This window comes from Jejubacter calystegiae, assembly GCF_005671395.1.
GTDB classification, from domain to species: Bacteria; Pseudomonadota; Gammaproteobacteria; order Enterobacterales; family Enterobacteriaceae; genus Jejubacter; species Jejubacter calystegiae.
The window spans coordinates 4,528,852-4,549,389 of the sequence record NZ_CP040428.1 but is presented as its reverse complement, the minus strand read 5'-3'; the positions used below and the strand labels follow the sequence as shown (position 1 = coordinate 4,549,389).

The window sequence follows — 20,538 nt, the reverse complement described above, 5'->3', positions numbered from 1 at the left end:
ACAACCATGTCGCATAACGCCACCGCTACTTCTTCTTCCCGCGTGGAACTGCGTAAGACGCTTACGCTGATTCCGGTTGTGATGATGGGCCTTGCCTATATGCAGCCTATGACACTGTTCGATACGTTTGGTATTGTGTCCGGCCTGACCCACGGTCATGTCGCCACCGCCTACGCCTTCGCACTGATTGCCATCCTCTTTACCGCCCTGAGCTACGGTAAGCTGGTTCGCCGCTTCCCGTCTGCCGGTTCGGCCTATACCTATGCCCAGAAGTCCATCAGCCCCACGGTTGGCTTCATGGTGGGCTGGTCGTCGCTGCTGGACTATCTGTTCATGCCGATGATCAACATTCTGCTGGCAAAAATCTATTTCGAAGCCCTGGTACCGTCGGTTCCGTCGTGGATCTTCGTGGTGGCGCTGGTGGGCTTTATGACCGTCTCTAACCTGCGCAGCATCAAGACCGTGGCGAACTTCAACACGCTGATCGTGATTCTGCAGCTGGCCATTGTGGCGGTGATTGTCGGTCTGGTGGTGTGGGGCGTGGCCCACGGTGAAGGCGCCGGCACTTTGGTGAGCTCACGTCCGTTCTGGGGCGAGAACGCTCAGGTGGTGCCGATGATCACCGGTGCGACCATTCTGTGCTTCTCGTTCCTGGGCTTCGACGGCATCAGCTCGCTGTCGGAAGAGACCAAAGACGCCGAGCGCGTGATTCCTAAGGCGATCTTCCTGACCGCGCTGATTGGCGGCCTGGTGTTTATCGGCGCCTCTTACTTTCTGCAGCTCTACTTCCCGGATATCTCGCGCTTTAAGGATCCGGATGCGTCTCAGCCTGAGATTATGCTGTATGTGGCGGGCCACGCCTTCCAGTTTGGCGTGCTGATTTTCTCCAGCATTACCGTGCTGGCTTCCGGTATGGCGGCTCATGCTGGCGTATCGCGCCTGATGTACGTGATGGGCCGCGACGGCGTCTTCCCGACCCGTTTCTTCGGCTATGTTCATCCGACCTGGCGTACTCCGGCGCTCAACGTGCTGCTGGTCGGCGCCATCGCGCTGCTGGCGATTAACTTCGACCTGGTCACCGCGACGGCGCTGATTAACTTTGGCGCGCTGGTGGCCTTCACCTTCGTGAACCTGTCGGTGATCTCCCAGTTCTGGATCCGCGAGAAGCGTAACAAGACGCTGAAGGATCACATCAACTACCTGGTACTGCCGACCTGCGGTGCGCTGACGGTTGGGGCCCTGTGGGTAAACCTGGAGGAGAGCTCCATGGTGCTGGGACTGATCTGGGCGGCTATCGGTCTTATCTATCTGGCCTGCGTGACCCGTAGCTTCCGCAACCCGGTTCCGCAGTATGAAGATATCGCCCAGTAATTACTGAGCCGATTCGAGAAGGGCGCCGAAGTGGCGCCCTTTTTTACTCTTTAATATCAATCAGCTTTTTCACTTCCAGCTTTTCCAGCTTGCCGCCTGACTCTGCCAGAAAATTGTTATGCCAGGTCATGGCCATATGTTCCTCCAGCGCCTGGGCCGACTTCCAGCGCTCAAGAAAGACAAAGTGACCGGGGTTGCCCTGCTCTTCATGAAGATCGTACTGAATACAGCCCGGCTCGCTGCGGCTGGATTTCAGCATCGCCCGGGTTGCTTTACCTGACGCCTCGTGGTGTTCCGGTTTTGCCACGATCGGAGCCGCGACTTTGACTTCGCCCATTCTTATACTCCTGTCAGGTGTTAAGAAAGACTCAGTCATAAGCGTAGCCATTTTTTATCCGGCCAGCTCCTCGACGTACTGCCACAGCGCCTTCAGCAGGTTCTGTTTATCGGTATCGCCGTCGTGCTGCTGCCACAGCTCCTGAAGATGCGTGGCGTAGCTTTGCAGCGCTTCGGGGGTGAAGACCCCCCGGCGGTGCTCCAGCCAGCGCTGCTGTTCTGGCTCAATCAGGGTGCCCGGGAAGTTGCGGGCGCGATAGTTAAACAGCAGCTTTTCAATGCGCGGATCGGCAAAGGTAATATCCAGCGCGGGCAGATTTTGCGGCGCGGTTTCGCGCACAATGGTCATGGCAGTGCGGTCGGCATCGCTGAAAAAGCCATCGTACAGTTGGGCATCCACATTGCTGTGGGGCGGAAAGGGCGGCGCTTCGGCAAACAGGGCCACCAGCTTTTCACGTACCTGCGGCGAGGCGCGCAGGGTCTTCAGGTTATCCAGACACTGCTGACGGTTAATGCCCAGACGCTCCGCATCTTCCGGACGCAGGGTGCTCCCCGGCGCCAGCACCGGGCACTTATTCAGATGTACCAGCTTCACCGGCACCGGTGAGTCATCGCCCAGTTCGGCCTTCGGGGTATAGAGGCGTTCGCGCAGGGTATCAGCGTCTAATTCCAGCAGTGGTGCGATATCACCCGCCAGATCCACCATAATCACCGCATTGCGATTGTCGGGGTGCCAGGCCAGCGGGGCTATCCAACTGGTATTACCGCGCCAGGCGCCGAACATCCCGGAGACGTGAACCAGCGGCTTCATTTGGGGAATATCGATAAGGGTCGCCAGCTTGCGCTTATTGCGGTGGCTGTACAGGTAATCGAACAGCCGCGGCTGACGACTTTTCACCAGTTGCGCCATGGCGATGGTGGCATAGACATCCGCCATCGCATCGTGGGCGTTGGCATGTTCCACGCCGTTGGCGGCGGTCAGATGCTCAAGCCGGAAGCTCGGCAGCCCGTCATCATTTTCCGGCCAGACGATACCATCCGGACGCAGGGCATAGCAGGCGCGCATCACATCCAGCAAATCCCAGCGCGAATTATTGTGCTGCCAGCTCCAGGCGTAGGGATCGAAAAAGTTGCGATAGAAGATATTGCGCGTGACCTCATCGTCGAAGCGCACGTTGTTATAGCCCAGCACGCAGGTATTGGGCACGGTAAACAGATCGTGGATGCGCTCAGCAAAGCGCGCTTCGTTATCGCCACGTGAGCGCGCCTGTTGGGGAGTAATACCGGTGATCAGCACCGCTTCCGGGGTCGGCAGATAGTCGTCTGCCGGTTTGCAGTAAAAAACCTCCGGCTCGCCGATAATATTGAACTGTGCATCGGTACGGATGGCGGCGAACTGCGCCGGGCGATCCAGCGCCGGATGGGTGCCGAAGGTTTCATAGTCATGAAAGAGGAAGGTTGGCTGCTCGGCTTTTTTATCCACGGTATCGCTGTGCTCCTGGGGTTGTGCGCGGCTGAAATCAGACAGGCTATGGTAAACCAGAACTCCCCCCGGCTGAAACTGCCACGGCGCTTATCTGTGTCAGAACCGCAGGGCAGACCAGGAATCGACGGATAATGCCCCTGTTACCGTGAAATTGTGAAATGGCTGTGCCAGGATAGGGGCTGTGTTAAATCGGGCCAGCGCGGGGAGCGTTATGCGGGATTACCGACTGGATAGCATTAAAGCATCCCTTATTTTTTTAGTGGTTTTTGGTCATATTATCGAAGCCGCAGTTCCGGGATCACCGATGCTGTCCCGCATTTATGATTTTCTGTATCTGTTCCATATGCCCGCCTTTATTTTCCTGAATGGCTATGTGGTTAAAGAGCGCTTTACGGTTAATTATCAGACGATTTTCTATAAGCTGATAATTCCGTTTGTGGCCCTCAGTCTGCTGTATGAACTGGCCGAATTGATTATTTACCGTGACCTGTCCAGCTATATTAAGAACGGGGCCCCTAACTGGATATTATGGTATCTGTATAGCCTTATTTTCTGGAAGCTGTTAACGCCTCTGTTTATGCGGCTGCGGTTCGCGCTGGGCATCTCCATTGCCGTGTCGGTGGCAGTCTCTTTTGTCGACTTTGACGGTTACGCCTTCGGCATTATGCGTACTTTGGTCTTCTTCCCGTTCTACATCGCCGGGGTTCAGGCCGCCTCTTCGAATCGCCTGCGACTGGAGAACGTCTTTAACCCCAAAGCCGCCTGCGTGGGGGCGGTGATATTGCTGCTGAGCTACCTGTTCGGCGACCAGTTTGGCACGGCGCTGCTGTACGGCAGTAGCACCTTCCCGGCGCTGGATGAAGGGCTTCGTGAAGCGGTTGTAATGCGTCTGGGTCATTACTTGCTGGCAGGGATCTGCATCTACGCCTTCTGCGCCCTGACGTGGTGGTGGCGTGGCCTGGCGAAAATCGGTACCCGCACGCTGTTTATCTATGCCCTGCACGGGCTGGTGGTGAAATATCTGCTGTGGGATGCGTTGCAGAAACTTAATGCGCCATGGCAGGTTGCTGTTGCGGCGCTGGCGGCAGCAACGGGGCTGACCTGGCTACTGTCACGCGATGGCGTAAAGCGGCTAATGGATGGCTGGATAGCGCTGGTGGGCCTGGTTCTGGCTCCGCGGGAAAACCGGCGCAGCCAGGAGCAAGCGAAAGGGTAGGGTTATTTGCTCAGTTTGCTGGTGGGCGTAATTTCGGCAGCGGTATCGTTAATCAGAACGACCTGATAATCTTCGCGATCGAAGCTAAAGGTTTTCGGCTTACGATTTAAATAAGTCAGCACTTCCAGCTCATTTTTGGAATAAGATTTATCGGGATTCCCGAGCTTCGATATAATTTGCTGTTTTGACATTCCGGTATCAATGTCAGAAATTTTACCGGCAGAGGAACATGCACAAAGCACCAAAGCGCAGGCCGTAATGGCAATTTTTTTAATCATTGGTATTCCTGTCTTTATCGCTACTTCTAAAACGAACATTAATGTACAGCAAACGATCGGTTGTTTTGTGGCCGTTTGTGCAGCATTGTGGTCGCTATTATGCCATTTTATGTAACACCCCGCTTGTTATTTTATGGCAGTAAACATTCTTAAAATAATTGTCATTGTAGGTTTAGGCGGCGGCAGATAGGGCAATAAGCCGTAATGGCGGGCCCGGACGGATCAACGTGGTTTTATGCGTCATGCCTCTGGCAGCCCCGGCGGTGAATGACAATCGGCGAATTTCTGTGCGGCTGTCATACTTTCTTGCAATTTGCCGCAGCACCGTAATACGAAGTTCCGTAAAACAGGCGACGTTTTTTGTAGTCACTGAGGACATGCCGTTGAAATTCCGCTTTATTCTTGCTGTTTCTTTTCTTTCCTGCTGCGTTCAGTCCGCCACGGCAGCGGAGGCGCCGGCACAGCCGTTGCCGCAGCCACCGCAAATCCAGGTCGGTTCCTGGGTATTGATGGATTACACCACCGGCCAGGTGCTGACTTCTGGTCATCCCCATCAACAGCGTAATCCCGCCAGCCTGACCAAGCTGATGACCGGCTATGTGGTGGATCGCGCTATCGATAGCCAGCGTATCTCTCCCGACGACGTAGTGACCGTCGGTAAAGATGCCTGGGCTCAGGGGAATCCGGTGTTTAATGGCTCCTCTCTGATGTTCCTCAAGCCCGGCGACAAAGTGACGGTACGCGACCTGAGTCGTGGCCTGATTGTCGATTCCGGCAACGATGCCTGCGTGGCGCTGGCTGACCATGTGGCGGGCGGTGAGCCGCAGTTTGTGCGGATGATGAATGACTATGTGCAGAAGTTGGGGCTGAACGATACCCACTTTGAAACCGTACACGGCCTGGATGCGCCGGGTCAGCACAGTTCGGCGTGGGATCTGGCGCTGCTGTCGCGGGCTATTATCCACGGCGAGCCCGAGTTTTATCATATGTACAGCGAGAAGAGCCTGACCTGGAACGGCATCACGCAGTACAACCGTAATGGTTTACTGTGGGATAAAACGCTGAATGTCGATGGGCTGAAAACCGGCCATACCTCGGGGGCGGGCTTTAATATTATCGCTTCCAGCGTGGACGGCCATCGCCGCCTGATTGCCGTTGTGATGGGGGCAGACAGTTCGAAAGGGCGTGAAGAGCAGGCCCGCAAACTGCTGCACTGGGGCCAGGATAATTTCGATACGGTTCGGGTTATGCAGAACGGTAAACAGGTGGGCCAGGAACGAGTCTGGTACGGCGATAAAGAGAAGATTAGCGTAGGCCCGGAACGCGACTTCTGGATGGCGCTGCCGAAGAGCCAGGTTTCTGGCATTAAGGCGAAGTACGTGCTGGATACGCCCAACCTGGAAGCGCCGATCAAGGCTCACCAGCAGATTGGTGATATCGAGCTGTATAACGGTGATAAAGAGGTGGCCAGAATGCCGCTGGTGACGCTGGAAGCCGTCAACAAAGGTGGTTTGTTCTCACGGATTAGCGACTGGTTCAGCAAACCCTGAGCTTGATCGACTACGCCGGGCGGGATTCTTTCCCGCCTTTTTTGTCTTCGTCTTTCTTTCTGCTCTTTTTTTCACCACCATTATGGAATCCGTATCACAGGATGGCGTTAGGGTATCTTGCAGGCTATTTCTGACTTTGATATTAAGCTGTATAAATATACAGCCATTGTCTCCGGAGGAGAATATGCACTATCAGATTCAACGGGTTGCAGAACGTACGCTGGCGGGGTTTCACCTTGTGGGGCCCTGGGAAAAAACGGTGCCGAAAGGGTTTGAGCAGCTTCAGGCCTGGGTCACCACCAGACAGCTGGTCCCCAGAGAGTGGATCGCCGTCTACTTTGGTAACCCGGAACTGACGCCGCCGGAGGCGCTACGCTGCGATACCATGATATCGGTCGATCCGGCGTTTGAGATACCGCCCAACAGTGAAGGGGTGACCAAAACCCGGTTGGCGGCGGGTCTGTTTGCCGTGGCCCGGGTACAGGTGGCGGATGGCGATTTCACCGCGCCCTGGCTTAGCTTCTTCACGGCGGTTTCTGGCGATGGGGCGCATCAGCTCAGGGAAGGGCCGGTATTTGAAATCTATCTTAGCGACGGGAGCAATGGCGTGTGGGATATCGAAATGTATATTCCGGTGGCGCTAAAGCAGGCTGAATAAAAATGGGGAGCCGAAGCTCCCCGGGTCACAATTACTCTTTGAGCTTTTCGCGCATCTTCTGAACGTCGCTGGCGCTGACGGCAGGCGCTGCATTGCCCCAGCTGTTGCGAACGTAAGTCAGTACGTCGGCAATTTGGCTGTCGGTCATGGTGGCTGCAAAAGCGGGCATAGCCGGTGCGGTCGGGCGCTCTGGCGTATCCACGCCGCGGCTGCCGGCCAGCACAACGCGCATCAAAGAGACCGGCTCTTTGGCGTTGAGAAGCGGGCTGTCCGCCAGTTGCGGGAAGATATGCTGCACGCCTTTACCGGAAGAGGTGTGGCAGGCGGAGCAGCGATCAAAATAGATCGCTTTACCGGTGACCATTTGCGCCTCTTCAGGCTTCAGCGGGGCTGGCGGCTGTTCGTTATCCTGTTTCAGGGATTTCAGATAGACCGCCACGGCCTGCAGATCGCCATCGTTCCAGTGCTGCGAGGAATTCTTCACCTCTTCGGCCATCGGCCCGGAGGCGATGTCGTAGCGGTTCATCCCGGTACGCAGGTAGTCTTTAATATCCTGAACGCTCCAGCGGCCAATGCCGTCATGGTTAGCGGCCGTGATATTAGGCGCCCACCAGTTTTCAACTTCGGCGCCCTGTAGGAACTGGTCGTTCTTGTCACCGCCCAGAATATTTTTGGGGGTATGGCAGGTGCCACAGTGGCCAAGACCCTGCACGATGTAAGCACCGCGATTCCATTCCGCGGACTTCGACATATCGGGCTGATATTGCCCTTTGTCGAAGTTCAGCCAGTTCCAGCCAATCAGACTGGTACGTACGCTGAACGGGAAGGGCAACTGGTTGGTTTCAACGTGCTGCTTCACCGGTGCCAGGGTCTGCAGATATGCCCAGATGGCGCGGTTGTCCTCATCCGAAACTTTGGTGTAGGCGGTAAAGGGCATGGCGCCATACAGTCGCTTGCCGCCGTGGCCGATGCCTTCCGACATGGTGCGGCGGAAGTCGTCATAGGTCCAGTTACCGAGGCCGGTCTCTTTATCCGGCGTAATATTGGCGCCGACCAGGCTACCGAATGGCGTTTTAAGCTCTACGCCGCCAGCGAACGGTTTGCTGGGTTCGGCCGTGTGGCAGGCGGCGCAGTCACCCAGGGTCGCCAGGTAGCGCCCTTTTTCTACCTGGTCGAATTCCGGCTGAGCCAGCGCCTGGGCGGAGGCCGCCAGGCAGGAGACGGCGAGCAACGACAGTGCTAAACGTTTCATACGTTAATCATCTCCCCCGGATTCTTCAGGTAGAAATTACGGATGGAGAACGCGGCCTTATAGGCCAGCGCCCCTACGGTGCCGGTTGGGTTATAGCCCGGGTTCTGCGGGAAGGCGGATGCCCCCACCACGAACAGGTTCGGCACGTCCCAGACCTGGAGATGCTTGTTAACGGAACTGGTGGAAGGATCGGCACCCATAATGAATCCGCCCACAACGTGGGAAGACTGATACGGCATGCTGTTCCAGTGGCCGGTCATCGGTTTAGAGACTATCTCGCGCGGGTTCATCGCTTTGGCGATCTCCGCCACTTTGTTGGTGCAGTACTGCGCCATCTTCAGATCGTTTTCCGGGAAGTCGAAGGTAATGCGCAGCAATGGTCGACCCAGGCGATCCTTATAGTTGGGATCGAGCGAGAGGTAGTTGGTACGAGTGGTGTAGCTACTTGCCTCACAGCCAATGGACATGGTGCTCTGGTAGTTATCCACCATCGCTTTCTTCCAGCCCTTGCCCCATTTCGGGGAGCCCGGCGGGGTGGGGTGGTAGCCGATAGGCGCACCGCCGATGGGGGTGACGCGAATACTGCCGCCGCCAAAGAAGCCCAGGCCGCTGTGGTCGAAGTTATCGTTGTTAAAGTCGTCGATGCCCATACCGACAGCGCCAGCCCCGATGAACGGGTTGAATTTCTTGTCGTCGAAGAACAGGGTCACGCCATTGGCGGTCTGGTAGGCATAGTTACGCCCTGTGGTGCCGCTGTTGGTAACAGGATCATAGGCTTTGCCAATGCCGGAAAGCAGCATCAGGCGCACGTTCTCAAAGGTAAAGGCGGCGACGATTACCAGTGACGCAGGCTGTTCCCACTCGTCGCCGGAGGAGTCGATATAGGTGACCCCGGTGGCGCGCTTGCCGCTGCTGTCGGTATTCACCTTCAGCACTTCGCAGAAGGTGCGGGCTTCGAAGTTGGGCTGGCGCATCAGGGCTGGCAGTACGGTGGTGATGGCGCTGGCCTTGGAATAGTTAGCACAGCCGTAGTTGGTGCAGAAGCCGCAGAAAGTACAGGGGCCCATGACCACGCCGTAGGGGTTGGTATAGCCTTCGGAAACCAGCGATGACGGAACCGGGAAAGGGGAGTAGCCCTGATTCTTCGCGGCTTGTGCAAACAGCGTCGGGCCATAAGGCTGCTTCAGCGGCGGGGTGGGGTATTCGCCGGAGCGGGTGCCCTCGAAGGGGTTGCCGCCTTCTTGTTTTTCGCCATTGACGACGCCTGCTTTTCCGGATGTGCCCGCGACCCGTTCGAAGGCCATATAGTGGGGTTCCATCTCTTCCCAGGTGGTGCCCCAGTCCTGCAATACCAGTTCATCGGGAATGCTGCCATAGCGTTCCAGCAGGTGGCTTTTCAGACGGAACTCTTCCGGCTGAAAACGGAAGGTGATGCCTGCCCAGTGGTTACCGGCACCGCCGGTGCCGTTACCCGGGTGGAAGGAGCCCCAGCTACGCATGGGAAGCGCGGTCTCGGATGGGTTGTTACGCATGGTGCAGGTGTTCTGTCGGGTGCGCAGCATCAGCTCCTGGCGCTGCACATAGCGCAGTTCGTCCGGTACCGTGGCTACGTTGAAATCGCGGGCGGTATCGCGCCACGGACCGCGTTCAATACCGACCACCCGCAGGCCTTCGTCGGCCAGCTCTTTGGCGATGATGGAGCCAGCCCAGCCCAGGCCGATCACCACCACGTCGGTTTCAGGAAGTTTTTTTGCCATGATTGATTATCCTTTCTTCATCCAGTCCGCGCTGCCGGTGATGCTGACGGGGGTAAATTTCAGCTCTTCGTTATGACGCTCGATGAAATCGCGGTAGTCATAGCGCGCGCCGGGGAACCCGATCATCTTCCAGGAGACCATATCGCGGTTACCGCCGTAGACGGGATCGGCAAAAAAGCCTTCGGTGGTGTTGCTCAGCACCTGCGCAAAGAAGTCCGCGCTCTTGATGCCTTCCAGGGCGATCTCATCCTTTTCCAGCGCGGTCAGGACATTATCCTGATCGTCGCCGCTCAGTTCGTGAAAACCTTTGTTGTGCTGCTTCCGGCACCATTTATCCAGCGCTGCCAGCCCGATGCGGTAGCGCTGACGTGGAGTCAGCGGAGACTGATCGCCCTGCTCGGGCGTCCCCTCATGGAAAGGGCCTTCCATGTACAGGCGTTCAAAATTGCCGTAAAAGCCGTGGAGCTGTCGGTCGATAAAGACAGCGCAGCCTGCGGCTTTCCCGCCCACGCTGAGTTCATCTTCGGGAATCAGACGATCCACAATGGCTTCGAGGGTGGCGACTTCGGCGTCGTTGAAAAACAGCCAGCCTTTGCCGTCAAATGTTTCAGGGGGGTTATCGGCGAATGGCTCCCAGCCCGGAGCACCGGTTAACGTTGCCGCTTTCGCGGAACCAGTACCCAGGGCGAGTGCCGCGCCAGACCATGCAAGAACCTGCCGACGGGTGACCCCGGGCAGTGTTTTTTGTGGTTTGCGCATGTTGCTTCCTTAAAAATGCAGAAAATGCTGCGCTGAATGGATTACGCAGCGAATAGTGTGTGCTAAGGGTAGTTGCCTTTCTTTTGTAAAGATAAGGGTATTTAGTGCGATTTTGAAATGCAAATGTTAGAAAATATTAATGAATGTGATCTATTTTTAATCAAGAAATGTTACAAATCATCGAGCAAGCGGCGTTTTTACTGGTTTTTTGGGACAACTTCGGCGCCATGTTAAAATAATCTTTTATTACGTTACGCGGAGTGCAGGCGTGCGTCCTGACAAATCATTAACCTCCTTTGATATTCGCCTTTACCGCCACTACCGAATCGTTCACGGAGTGCGAATTGCGCTGGCGTTTGTACTGACCTTCCTGGTGGTGCGTCTGCTCGATGTGCCAGAAGGGAGCTGGCCGCTGATCACCATGGTGGTGGTCATGGGGCCGCTCTCGTTTCTGGGCAACGTCCTGCCGCGCGCGGTGGACCGTATCGGCGGCACCATTCTGGGGGCGGCGTTGGGGCTGGTAGCCCTTCAGCTCGAACTCTGGTCACTACCGCTGATGCTGCTGTGGTGCGCTGTCTCGATGTTCCTGTGCGGCTGGCTGACGCTGGGCAAGAAGCCCTATCAGGCGCTGCTGATTGGCATTACCCTGTCGGTGGTGGTTGGCGCGCCGACCGGCGAGATGGGCACGGCGCTGTGGCGGGCAGGGGATGTTATCTTCGGCTCTCTGCTGGCTATGCTGTTTACCATTATCCTGCCCCAGCGTGCGTTTCTGCTGTGGCGCATTCATATGGCGGACTTTTTCACCGGCTTCGATCGGTTGCAGCAGGCGGGGCTTTCCCCCAATCTGGTGGAGCGCCCGCGGCTCGACAAGCCGCTGCAGAAACTGCTGAACGACGTGGTGAAACTGCGGGCACTGATTGGCCCTTCCAGCAAGGAAACCCATATCAACAAGGGGATCCTGGAGGCGATTCAGACCGTCAGCCGCAATATCGTCTGCACTCTGGAGCTGCAGATTAATGCCTGGTGGGCGTCGCGCGAGAGCCATTTTGTCATGCTTAACGCGCATACGCTGCGGGAAACCCAGCAGATGACGCATAACACGCTTCAGGCGCTGAGCCGGGCGCTGTATGAAGGCAGTCCGGTACCGGTTAAGCGCAATAGCGAAGCGCTGGCGGAGATTGTCGATGAGCTGAGCGGGCTTCTGAAAGATCGCGAACCGGGTAATCGCTACGAGGCGCACATCTATGGCTACGTCTGGCTCAGTCTGGAGCTGGCGCGCCAGCTGGAGATGCTGTCGCAGCTTATCGCCCGGGCATTGCGCAAATAATCCGCGACCAGGGCGCCGAATGGCACGGGTTGTTTCGATTCAGCTGGTTTTAAGGGTATGATAGCCACACTATTTTCGGCCAGAATGAATGGCGAAAACCATTGTTATCAATGACCGCTATCATTAGTGTTGGGTCTGAAGCGGTTGTCTGAACGAATCCGAGTCTTACAATTAGCAGGGGTATAAAAATGGAAAATAGCAAGCCTTCTTTTCAGGATGTACTGGAGTTCGTCCGTCTGTTCCGTCGTAAGAACAAACTGAAGCGTGAAATTCAGGACGTTGAGAAAAAAATCCGTGACAACCAGAAGCGTGTACTGCTGCTGGACAACCTGAGCGAGTACATCAAGCCGGGCATGAGCGTGGAAGCCATTCAGGGTATTATCGCCAGCATGAAGAGCGATTATGAAGACCGTGTGGATGACTACATCATCAAGAATGCCGATCTTTCTAAAGAGCGCCGAGATATCTCCGACAAGTTGAAGACCATGGGTGAGCCGAAAGTGAACGGTGACCACAAAGCCTGATTCTGAGCTTTTTTCTCCCCGCTCTGGCGGGGAGATGCCGGTCACTTCGCGGGCTGACAAACCAGCGTGGTGATCCAGGGTGCTTCATAGCGCCATTCGCCGTAAAAACGCTGACCCGCCTTTAAATCCGCCGTCAGGCTCTCTCTGAGCTCCAGCACAAAGCTTCCCTCGTCGGCCGCGACCAGGGCCGCGGCATGAAAGCCAAAATAGCGCCGTACTTCCGGCCATAGCGCCTTATACAGGCTCTCTTTGGCGGAAAAGGCCAGCAGTATGCCCCATTCATCGCCGTAACCGGCTGCGCCCAGCCGCATCACCTCGGTATCGTTGATAATCTCCGACCCGCAGTTGCGCATCACTTCGGCATCAAAGCGTTCCAGATCGACCCCCACCCGCCAGGGTATGGCGTCGGCCACCATCAGCGCCAGCGCCCGATCGCCGGAATGGCTGATGGCCCCCATGGCACCCGCAGGCCAGTGCGGCGCGCGATTCTCTGCCCGTAATACATGGCCGTGAATATCTGCCGCGTCCAGTAGCTGCTGGCTGCACCAGCGCCCGGCCAGGTATTCGGCCCGCCGTTTCGTGACGGCGCCGGCCAGCGAATCAGGAAAGGGGACAGCCAGTTGCTGCCACAGCGTCTCCTGATACTGTTCACGATCGAAGGTCGCCTCACAGAAAAGCGCCTCAGGTTGGCTGGCCAACCGGCCGCAACGGGTTTGGGGCAGAAAGGGGGAGTGAAAGCGCTCTTTATCAATAATCAGCACGGCGTGGTTTCCAGAAAAAAGAGGCAGTCACTCCTGTTGCGCTCGCTGCTCCCGTCAGTGCGGCTGGCATAGGGGAACCTTCTCAGTCGGAGAGGCGTTATCGCTTTTCGGTGACAGCTCGCAAATTAAGCGAATACGGTCGCGTCCTGAATATCCGGAGAATACACCGCCGAAGCGGGACTCTGTATATCCGGTAAGCGTTTTCTGACCTTGCTCTATTATAACGGCCCACCGGGACAGCCTGTCCTGCGGGCCGATGGGAATCAACAGATGCCACTCTCCCGGTGGCGTCAGCGTAAAGCGCCCCAGGCTATCGGTAGTGGTGGTGCGAACCTGTTTATCCACATTGGTTAATATCACTGGTACGTCGGCGACAGGCTGCCCCTGGTTGAGGATAACGCCTTCGATATGCGGGCTGTTATAGTCATGAAAGACGCATCCGGATAATGAAACCGTCAGAAGCAGGGCTGCTATGGTTGATAGCGCCCCGTTACGCAGGGCGGTGTGATGCATGGTCAGATCGCTCGACAGAGTGCGGGTGGCATTTATGTTAACACTATCACGCCATGCTGCGGGAGAGGATGTTGTCCTCTGGTCGTTACCAGCAAAAATCCCTGAATGCGTCTTCAGCTTTCGCGATGCGATGGGCAGAACGCTCGAACAGCTTATAGCGGATGAAAAACCGGAAGTCGTGGACGAAGCTCAGGTAATGGCCACTGATATTCTGCTTAACATCCACCCTGGCGGGCTGCGTGAGAAAGTACAGTAAACGCAGGTCAAAATGGCCCGGGCGCTGGGCATCCGGCAGCCTGGTGTAGCAGGAGTGGAAAAATCGGGCCGCGATCTGAAACTTCCCCCCTCAAACGTTACGTCGAGGCGGCAGGGGGCAAACTGCGCCTGGATGTTGAACGGGCGGATGGTTCTCACTACGAATTTGTACTGTAGAGGCTGTAGCCAGAGCGTAAAAAGCAAGAAGCCCGCTTAAGTTTCCTTAAGCGGGCTTCTTTAAATCTGGCTCCTCTGACTGGACTCGAACCAGTGACATACGGATTAACAGTCCGCCGTTCTACCGACTGAACTACAGAGGAATCGTGTGGAGGCTTATCATAGCGGCGAAAAAAAATTTGTCAAACCTCCGCAAGCTACCGCTGCATCGTTTGCTGAAAAGTTCGACATCCCGGCATAAAGCGTAACGATTTTTCATCAAAAAACCTTTGCAGGGCAGGGGATTGTGGCTCATGATTGAAATGTTGTTTCAACTTTCAGATGCAGGTCCACCTTGAGACTCTATGCTGCATTGCGCCAGGCGGTGGAGCGCACTCCCTGGTATTCCCGTCGTAAAAGCTACAAGACGCTGTTCTGGCGCGAGATTACTCCGCTGGCGGTGCCTATTTTTCTGGAAAACACCTGCGTTCTGCTGATGGGGGTGCTCAGCACCTTCCTGGTCAGTTGGATCGGCAAAGAGGCGATGGCAGGCGTCGGGCTTGCCGACAGCTTTAATATGGTGATTATGGCCTTCTTCGCCGCCGTGGATCTGGGTACCACGGTGGTGGTGGCCTTTAGTCTGGGTAAGCGCCAGGGGAAACGGGCCCGGGCGGCGACTCGCCAGTCGTTGGTATTGATGACGCTCATCGCCATCGGGCTGGCGCTGCTGATTCACGTGGTGGGCCAGCAGATTATCGACATTATCGCCGGTGCCGCCAGCGCGGAAGTAAAAGCCCTGGCACTGACCTATCTGGAGCTGACCGCCTGGAGCTATCCGGCGGCGGCTATTGCGCTTATCGGCAGCGGCGCGCTGCGTGGGGCGGGCAATACCCGTATTCCGCTGTTGGTGAACGGCGGCATGAATATCCTCAATATCATTATCAGTAGTGTGCTGATTTACGGTCTTTTTTCCTGGCCGGGGCTGGGCTTTATCGGTGCCGGACTAGGATTGACCATCTCGCGCTACATCGGTGCGCTGGGGATTCTCTGGGTGTTGATGAAGGGCTATAAATCGCTGCGGGTGTCGCTACGCAGTTACTTCCGGCCACTCAACGTGGGGATTTTATGGGAAGTCCTGGCGATTGGCCTGCCCGCCAGCGTGGAGTCAGTGTTGTTCAACGGCGGTAAGCTGTTGACTCAGATGTTTGTGGCCGGAATGGGCACCAGCGTGATTGCCGGTAATTTTATCGCCTTCTCCATTGCCGGGCTGATTAACCTGCCCGGTAACGCCCTGGGGTCGGCTTCGACCATCATCGTGGGGCGGCGGCTGGGTAAAGGACAGCGCGCCCAGGCCGAACGTCAGCTACGTCACGTGTTCTGGCTTGCCACCCTTGGGCTTACCGCCATCGCCTGGCTGAGCGCGCCTTTTGCCGGGGTGATGGCCGCATTCTATACCCGCGATCCCGAAGTGAAAGAGGTGGTGAAACATTTGATCTGGCTTAACGCGCTGTTTATGCCGATCTGGTCCGCCTCCTGGGTGCTGCCTGCGGGCATTAAGGGGGCTCGCGACGCCCGTTTTACCATGTGGGTGACGATGCTGGGTATGTGGGGCTGCCGGGTGATTGCTGGTTACATCCTGGGCATTGAGCTTGGTATGGGCGTGGTCGGGGTCTGGCTGGGGATGTTCCTGGACTGGGCGGTGCGCGCCGCCTTCTTCTACTGGCGTATGATAAGCGGCCGCTGGCTGTGGAAGTATCCGCGCCACCCCGAACGGACGCAGGAGGCGCGCAGGGAAGGCGGGTGAATGATTATGGCGACGCGGCCGACCAGGCTGCGTCGCGCACTTTTACGCTTACCGGCAACAGGCCGCTGCGGGTAAAGCTGTCCGCCAGCGTCTGCTGCTGGTCAAAAATCTCCTCTGTCATGGGGGCCGCGCCGAAGGGCATGCGCGCCAGCGCTTTTTGCCAGATGGCTGGCGGCAGTCCGGTGGATGCCCCCAGAATATGTGCCGCCTCGGTCTGATGGGTATTGGCCCACTGACTTAACGCCTGTAATTCGGTCAGCACCCGTCTGGCAATCTGCGGCGAGCCTTCGGCAAAGCGACGGCTGGCCAGATAGAAGGTGTAGTGGGGAACCAGCCCTTCGGCACTGGTTATCTGGCGGGCCTGGAGGCGCGTCTCTACTTCGGCCAGGTAAGGATCCCAGATGGCCCAGGCATCTACTGCACCGCGCTGGAAGGCGGCCCGGGCATCGGCCGGGGGGAGCCATACCGGCGTAATATCGCGAATGGTGAGCCCCGCTTTCTCCAGCGCGCGCAATAGCAGCCAGTTGACGTCGGAGCCTTTATTGAGCGCCACCCGCTTGCCTTTCAGATCCGCCACGCCCTGAATCGCTGAATCTGGCGGCACGACGATCGCTTCGGTCTGCGGGCTGGCTGGCGAGTGGCCCAGATAGACCAGATCGGCTCTGGCAGCCTGGGCGAACACCGGCGGTGCATCGCCGGTAGCGGCAAGATCGATACTGCCAACGTTTAATCCTTCCAACATCTGCGGCCCGGCCGGAAACTCCACCCAGCGAACCTGAACCCCGGGTTTCTCCAGCGCCTGTTCAAGGCTACCGCGTGACTTCATCAGTGCGAAAATATTGGCCTTCTGATAGCCGATGGTGACCGTTTGCGCCTGGCTGTCGGGGGGGGACAGTATGCTTAGCGCAAGCGTTAGCAGAAGTGCGGTTATTCCTTTCATCTTATTATTCCGGATTGTGCAGGTGGCGCCAGGATAGCAAACGCGCAACAGCGGGTTGAAATAACAAGATTGACGAAGGTATTGCGAAAATTGGGATAAGGCAGGAAAGAGAAACAAAAACCGCCCGGCAAGCGGGCGGTTTTCTAAATCTGGCTCCTCCGACTGGACTCGAACCAGTGACATACGGATTAACAGTCCGCCGTTCTACCGACTGAACTACGGAGGAATTGGGGTAACGGGGCGCATATTAGCGGCGGGTCATGTGCTTGTCAAAGCCTGTTTTCATGAAAAGCGCGCGTTTGCCGATAATTTCTGCAAACGCGCGAAATAAGGCCTTTTTTCGCGGTATTTCTAACGGAACGGCGGCTCGTTAAAGGTGCGTAACTTGCGGGAATGCAGGCGTTCGCCTTCGGCCCGCAGCAGGTCGATGGCGCGAATTCCGATCTGCAAATGTTCCGAGATAGCCCCCTCATAAAAGCGGTTCGCCTGACCCGGTAGCTTAATTTCGCCGTGCAACGGCTTGTCGGAAACGCACAGCAGCGTACCGTAAGGCACCCGGAAGCGATAACCCTGGGCCGCGATAGTGGCGCTTTCCATATCGATAGCCACGGCGCGGCTCTGGTTAAAGCGTAGCGCCGAGGCTGAATAGCGCAGCTCCCAGTTGCGATCGTCGGTGGTCACCACGGTGCCGGTGCGTAGCCGCTGTTTCACCTCTTCGCCCGGCATGCCGCTAACCTGTTTGGTGGCGTCATACAGGGCGCGCTGTACCTCGGCGATGCTGGGAATGGGGATATCCGGCGGCAGCACCGCGTCCAGCACGTGGTCGTCGCGCAGATAGGCGTGGGCCAGCACGTAGTCGCCAATGGCCTGGCTTTCACGCAGGCCGCCGCAGTGGCCGATCATCAGCCAGGCGTCCGGGCGCAGCACTGCCAGGTGATCGCAGATGGTTTTAGCATTGGAAGGACCGACGCCGATATTGATCAATGTAATTCCCTGACCGTCGGCGGTGACCAGGTGCCAGGCGGGCATCTGATGCTTCTTCCAGGCCAGATCGGAGATCTCCTGCTCCGGCGTTTCGGTATCGGCGGTGATCCAGTTGCCGCCCGCGCAGGAGAGGGCGACATAAGGGCTGTTTGGATCGAGGATCTGCGCGCAGCCCCAGCTGATAAATTCATCCACGTAGCGGGTGTAGTTGGTAAACAGCACAAACGGCTGGAAGTGCTCCGGCGGCGTGCCGGTGTAGTGGCGCAGGCGCGCCAGCGAAAAGTCGACCCGTCGGGCGTCAAAGTGCGACAGCGGGTAATGTTCGGTGGGGTGCCAGAGACCGTCCGCCGTCTCATCGCCAATCAGCGCCAGTTCGGTATTAGGGAAGTGGCGCGCCAGGCCTGCGCTCATCGAACGATCCAGCCCCAGTTCGGCACCGTCGATCACATAAGGCCAGGGAATCTCATGCTGCGAAGGGGCAATGCTAATCTGCGCGCCGTAGTCGTTATGCAGCAGGGTAAGCTGCTCTTCCAGATAGCCGCGAAAAAGCTGAGGTTGGGTGATGGTGGTGGCATAGCTGCCGGGGTGGGTGAAGCGCCCCCAGGCCCGGCTGCGCGGGGCGCTGCGTGGCTCGCCGTCCCAGCTTACCCGCAGTTCGGGATAGACAAAAAGTCCGGCGCGACGCGCCTGTTCGGACGGCAGCTCGCCGGTATCGGTGTAGCGGGCGATGGCATCGCGCAAGGCCGCTACGGCGTTCTGGTACAGCTGTTCCAGTTTATCCAGCGCCTGGATGGGAGTCAGGCTGGCTGCGTTGTCCTGGGTCATGGTCTCTCCTTGCGGTAGTACAGGAAGCATTGCCGATAGTATGTCACAGCATCGCCAGAACAGAAGGGGGCGTCGGAATGAATTCGGTGCGCGAAAAGGGAAGGCGCAGGCGGAGATCCAGCCGTCTCCGCCGCTTATTGTTAGTGCTGCTCCGGCGCTTTCATCAGCAGCGCCGTTGCGCCGGAAAGCAGGCAGCCTGCCAGCAGATAAATCGCCACGCTGTGCCAGTCGCCGCCGGAAAAAGTGACCAGCGCCGCGGCGATAAAGGGCGTAAAGCCGCCGCCGACCACGCTCGCCACCTGATAGCCAACCCCGGCGCCGCTATAGCGGTAGCTGGCGCCGAACATCTCCGTAAACATTGGCTGCTGAACGCAGACCACCATATCGTGGGCGACATTCGCCAGCATGATCGAGAAGAAGACAATCCAGAATAGCGACTGCGCCTCCAGCGCCATAAAGAACGGAAAAGCGCAGACAGTGCCCACCAGCGCGCCAGAGATATAGACCCGGCGGCGACCAAAGCGGTCTGCCAGCCAGGCGAAGCAGGGGATGGTCAGGCAGCTCAGGCCGCCCACCAGCAGGCCGATATTCAGAAACAGTTCGCGCGGCAGCCCAAGATTCTGAGTCGAATAGTTCAATGCGAAGGCGGTGACGATATACATGGTCAGCAGTTCGCACAGCCGCAGCGCGATAATCTTCAGGAAGGCGCCGGGGTGGCGAATCAGCGCTTCGACAACCGGCAGACGCGGCTTAACGCGGGGAATCTGGTTCTGGCGCTGCTGTTCAAATTCGGCGGACTCTTCCATACCGTTACGCACCCACAGCGCTGCCAGCACCAGCACAATGCTGAACAGGAACGGAATACGCCAGCCCCAGCTCAGGAACTGCGCGTCGGTAGTCAGGTGGCTGATAAGCGAGACCAGACCGGTGGATAGCAGCAGGCCGACGCCGTAGCCCACCTGCACGCCGCTGCTGTAGAAGGCTTTCTTTTTACTGGGGGCGCTCTCTACCGACAGCAGCGCCGCGCCGCCCCATTCTCCACCGACCGCGAAGCCCTGGATAGCCCGCAGGGTCACCAGCAGCACCGGCGCCCACCAGCCGATGGTGGCGAAAGAGGGCAGAATGCCGATAAGCGCAGTGGCGGCGCCCATCATCCAGACGGTCATCATCAGCATTCGTTTACGGCCCAGCCGGTCACCGAAGTGGCCGAAGATAACGCCGCCCAGCGGACGAAACAGAAAGCCGACCCCAAAGGTGGCGAAGGCCGCCAGGGTGCCCATGGCGGGATCAATCTGCGGGAAAAATTCGCTGTTAAAGACCAGTGCGGCGGTAATGCCATAGAGCAGAAAGTCATACCAGTCTACGACGGCGCCAGCGAAGCTACCCCAGGCGGCGCGACGGGCGCGGTGAATAGAAGGCGTCTCCTTATCAGAGGAAGCGGAGATGAGCGTGGAGTCCATAATTGTCCTGTCTGTTGATTTGGTTTTTTTTATTAGTATCGGGTGCGAGGCACTCACATTACAGCCGCCACCGTTGATGATGGCAGCAGTGAGACTACCGCGATGGACGGCGCGAGAAAACGATTTTATCAACCTCATTTGGGGGAAAGGTAAAAATAAGAGCAATGCGAGGGATAATCCGCCTTAAGCCCATCATTAATGTGTGGAAGCGTTCATTACTGGCAGAAAATCCTGGTGCGATGCACCTTATTTTTTAGTGGTTATAAAACAGGCAGAAACGGAATAATGAATTATGATTAGGTTTCACTGGGTAATTGATCTTCAGC

General features: G+C 57.2%; 18 protein-coding genes, 2 tRNA genes and 1 pseudogene. 8 read left to right on the top strand and 13 right to left on the bottom strand.

What is annotated here, in order from left to right:
* Positions 1–6 precede the first annotated feature (6 nt).
* Positions 7–1,371 (top strand): APC family permease, encoded by a 1,365-nt coding sequence (locus FEM41_RS21370; RefSeq protein WP_138098225.1) that lies wholly within the window; start codon positions 7–9, stop codon positions 1,369–1,371.
* Between the two features lie 43 nt (positions 1,372–1,414).
* Here the strand turns inward: FEM41_RS21370 and FEM41_RS21365 are convergent, their stop codons facing one another.
* Entirely contained in the window at positions 1,415–1,708 is a 294-nt protein-coding gene (locus tag FEM41_RS21365) for a putative quinol monooxygenase (RefSeq protein ID WP_138098223.1), read from the bottom strand.
* A gap of 54 nt (positions 1,709–1,762) precedes the next feature.
* Positions 1,763–3,190: an exodeoxyribonuclease I gene (sbcB, locus tag FEM41_RS21360; RefSeq protein WP_138098221.1), complete on the bottom strand. Its 1,428-nt coding sequence runs from the start codon at positions 3,188–3,190 to the stop codon at positions 1,763–1,765.
* Between the two features lie 214 nt (positions 3,191–3,404).
* Here sbcB and FEM41_RS21355 point away from each other — a divergent pair, with 214 nt between their 5' ends.
* Positions 3,405–4,409, top strand: a complete 1,005-nt coding sequence (locus FEM41_RS21355; protein ID WP_241666660.1) for an acyltransferase family protein — start codon at positions 3,405–3,407, stop codon at positions 4,407–4,409.
* A 2-nt stretch (positions 4,410–4,411) separates the two neighbouring features.
* Here FEM41_RS21355 and FEM41_RS21350 read toward each other — a convergent pair whose 3' ends face one another.
* The gene (locus FEM41_RS21350) at positions 4,412–4,687 is read right to left on the bottom strand and encodes a hypothetical protein (RefSeq protein ID WP_138098217.1); all 276 of its coding nucleotides are present in this window, start codon (positions 4,685–4,687) and stop codon (positions 4,412–4,414) included.
* A gap of 377 nt (positions 4,688–5,064) precedes the next feature.
* Here FEM41_RS21350 and dacD point away from each other — a divergent pair, with 377 nt between their 5' ends.
* Together dacD and sbmC are read left to right on the top strand one after the other, a co-directional pair.
* Complete coding sequence (gene dacD, locus FEM41_RS21345) at positions 5,065–6,237, top strand: serine-type D-Ala-D-Ala carboxypeptidase DacD (RefSeq protein ID WP_196240470.1); 1,173 nt, start codon at positions 5,065–5,067, stop codon at positions 6,235–6,237.
* 184 nt (positions 6,238–6,421) lie between these two features.
* The gene (gene sbmC, locus FEM41_RS21340) at positions 6,422–6,895 is read left to right on the top strand and encodes a DNA gyrase inhibitor SbmC (RefSeq protein ID WP_138098215.1); all 474 of its coding nucleotides are present in this window, start codon (positions 6,422–6,424) and stop codon (positions 6,893–6,895) included.
* Positions 6,896–6,926: 31 nt separating this feature from the next.
* Here the strand turns inward: sbmC and FEM41_RS21335 are convergent, their stop codons facing one another.
* From FEM41_RS21335 to FEM41_RS21325, 3 genes are read right to left on the bottom strand one after another with little or no spacing between them, the layout of a single operon-like run.
* A complete protein-coding gene (locus FEM41_RS21335) occupies positions 6,927–8,147 on the bottom strand; it encodes a cytochrome c (RefSeq protein ID WP_138098213.1) in 1,221 nt (406 codons plus the stop codon).
* Positions 8,144–9,904 (bottom strand): GMC family oxidoreductase, encoded by a 1,761-nt coding sequence (locus tag FEM41_RS21330; protein WP_138098211.1) that lies wholly within the window; start codon positions 9,902–9,904, stop codon positions 8,144–8,146. The genes FEM41_RS21335 and FEM41_RS21330 overlap by 4 nt, the downstream gene beginning before the upstream one ends.
* A gap of 6 nt (positions 9,905–9,910) precedes the next feature.
* Positions 9,911–10,663: a gluconate 2-dehydrogenase subunit 3 family protein gene (locus FEM41_RS21325; RefSeq protein ID WP_138098209.1), complete on the bottom strand. Its 753-nt coding sequence runs from the start codon at positions 10,661–10,663 to the stop codon at positions 9,911–9,913.
* A 268-nt stretch (positions 10,664–10,931) separates the two neighbouring features.
* Here FEM41_RS21325 and FEM41_RS21320 point away from each other — a divergent pair, with 268 nt between their 5' ends.
* Complete coding sequence (locus FEM41_RS21320; protein WP_138098207.1) at positions 10,932–11,990, top strand: FUSC family protein; 1,059 nt, start codon at positions 10,932–10,934, stop codon at positions 11,988–11,990.
* A gap of 188 nt (positions 11,991–12,178) precedes the next feature.
* Complete coding sequence (locus tag FEM41_RS21315; RefSeq protein WP_138098205.1) at positions 12,179–12,514, top strand: DUF496 family protein; 336 nt, start codon at positions 12,179–12,181, stop codon at positions 12,512–12,514.
* Between the two features lie 41 nt (positions 12,515–12,555).
* On the opposite strand, the gene FEM41_RS21310 is transcribed toward FEM41_RS21315, so the two are convergent.
* Entirely contained in the window at positions 12,556–13,275 is a 720-nt protein-coding gene (locus FEM41_RS21310) for a 4'-phosphopantetheinyl transferase family protein (RefSeq protein WP_138098203.1), read from the bottom strand.
* Between the two features lie 54 nt (positions 13,276–13,329).
* Entirely contained in the window at positions 13,330–13,788 is a 459-nt protein-coding gene (locus FEM41_RS21305; RefSeq protein WP_138098201.1) for a carboxypeptidase-like regulatory domain-containing protein, read from the bottom strand.
* Between the two features lie 130 nt (positions 13,789–13,918).
* On the opposite strand from FEM41_RS21305, the pseudogene FEM41_RS21300 reads away from it, so the two are divergent.
* A pseudogene (locus FEM41_RS21300) lies at positions 13,919–14,220 on the top strand (transcriptional regulator).
* A gap of 67 nt (positions 14,221–14,287) precedes the next feature.
* Here the strand turns inward: FEM41_RS21300 and FEM41_RS21295 are convergent.
* Positions 14,288–14,363: transfer RNA gene (locus tag FEM41_RS21295), tRNA-Asn, on the bottom strand.
* Positions 14,364–14,554: 191 nt separating this feature from the next.
* Here FEM41_RS21295 and FEM41_RS21290 point away from each other — a divergent pair.
* Positions 14,555–16,003 carry an EmmdR/YeeO family multidrug/toxin efflux MATE transporter gene (locus FEM41_RS21290; RefSeq protein ID WP_138098199.1) on the top strand — a complete coding sequence of 483 codons (1,449 nt, stop codon included), beginning with the start codon at positions 14,555–14,557 and terminating at the stop codon, positions 16,001–16,003.
* A gap of 4 nt (positions 16,004–16,007) precedes the next feature.
* Here FEM41_RS21290 and FEM41_RS21285 read toward each other — a convergent pair whose 3' ends face one another.
* From FEM41_RS21285 to shiA, 4 genes are all read right to left on the bottom strand, one after another.
* Positions 16,008–16,943: a sulfonate ABC transporter substrate-binding protein gene (locus tag FEM41_RS21285; RefSeq protein ID WP_138098197.1), complete on the bottom strand. Its 936-nt coding sequence runs from the start codon at positions 16,941–16,943 to the stop codon at positions 16,008–16,010.
* Between the two features lie 150 nt (positions 16,944–17,093).
* Positions 17,094–17,169: transfer RNA gene (locus FEM41_RS21280), tRNA-Asn, on the bottom strand.
* A 125-nt stretch (positions 17,170–17,294) separates the two neighbouring features.
* Positions 17,295–18,752, bottom strand: coding sequence for an AMP nucleosidase (locus tag FEM41_RS21275; protein ID WP_138098195.1), 1,458 nt, complete (start codon positions 18,750–18,752; stop codon positions 17,295–17,297).
* 140 nt (positions 18,753–18,892) lie between these two features.
* Positions 18,893–20,212 (bottom strand): shikimate transporter, encoded by a 1,320-nt coding sequence (gene shiA, locus FEM41_RS21270; protein WP_138098193.1) that lies wholly within the window; start codon positions 20,210–20,212, stop codon positions 18,893–18,895.
* Between the last annotated feature and the right edge of the window lie 326 nt (positions 20,213–20,538).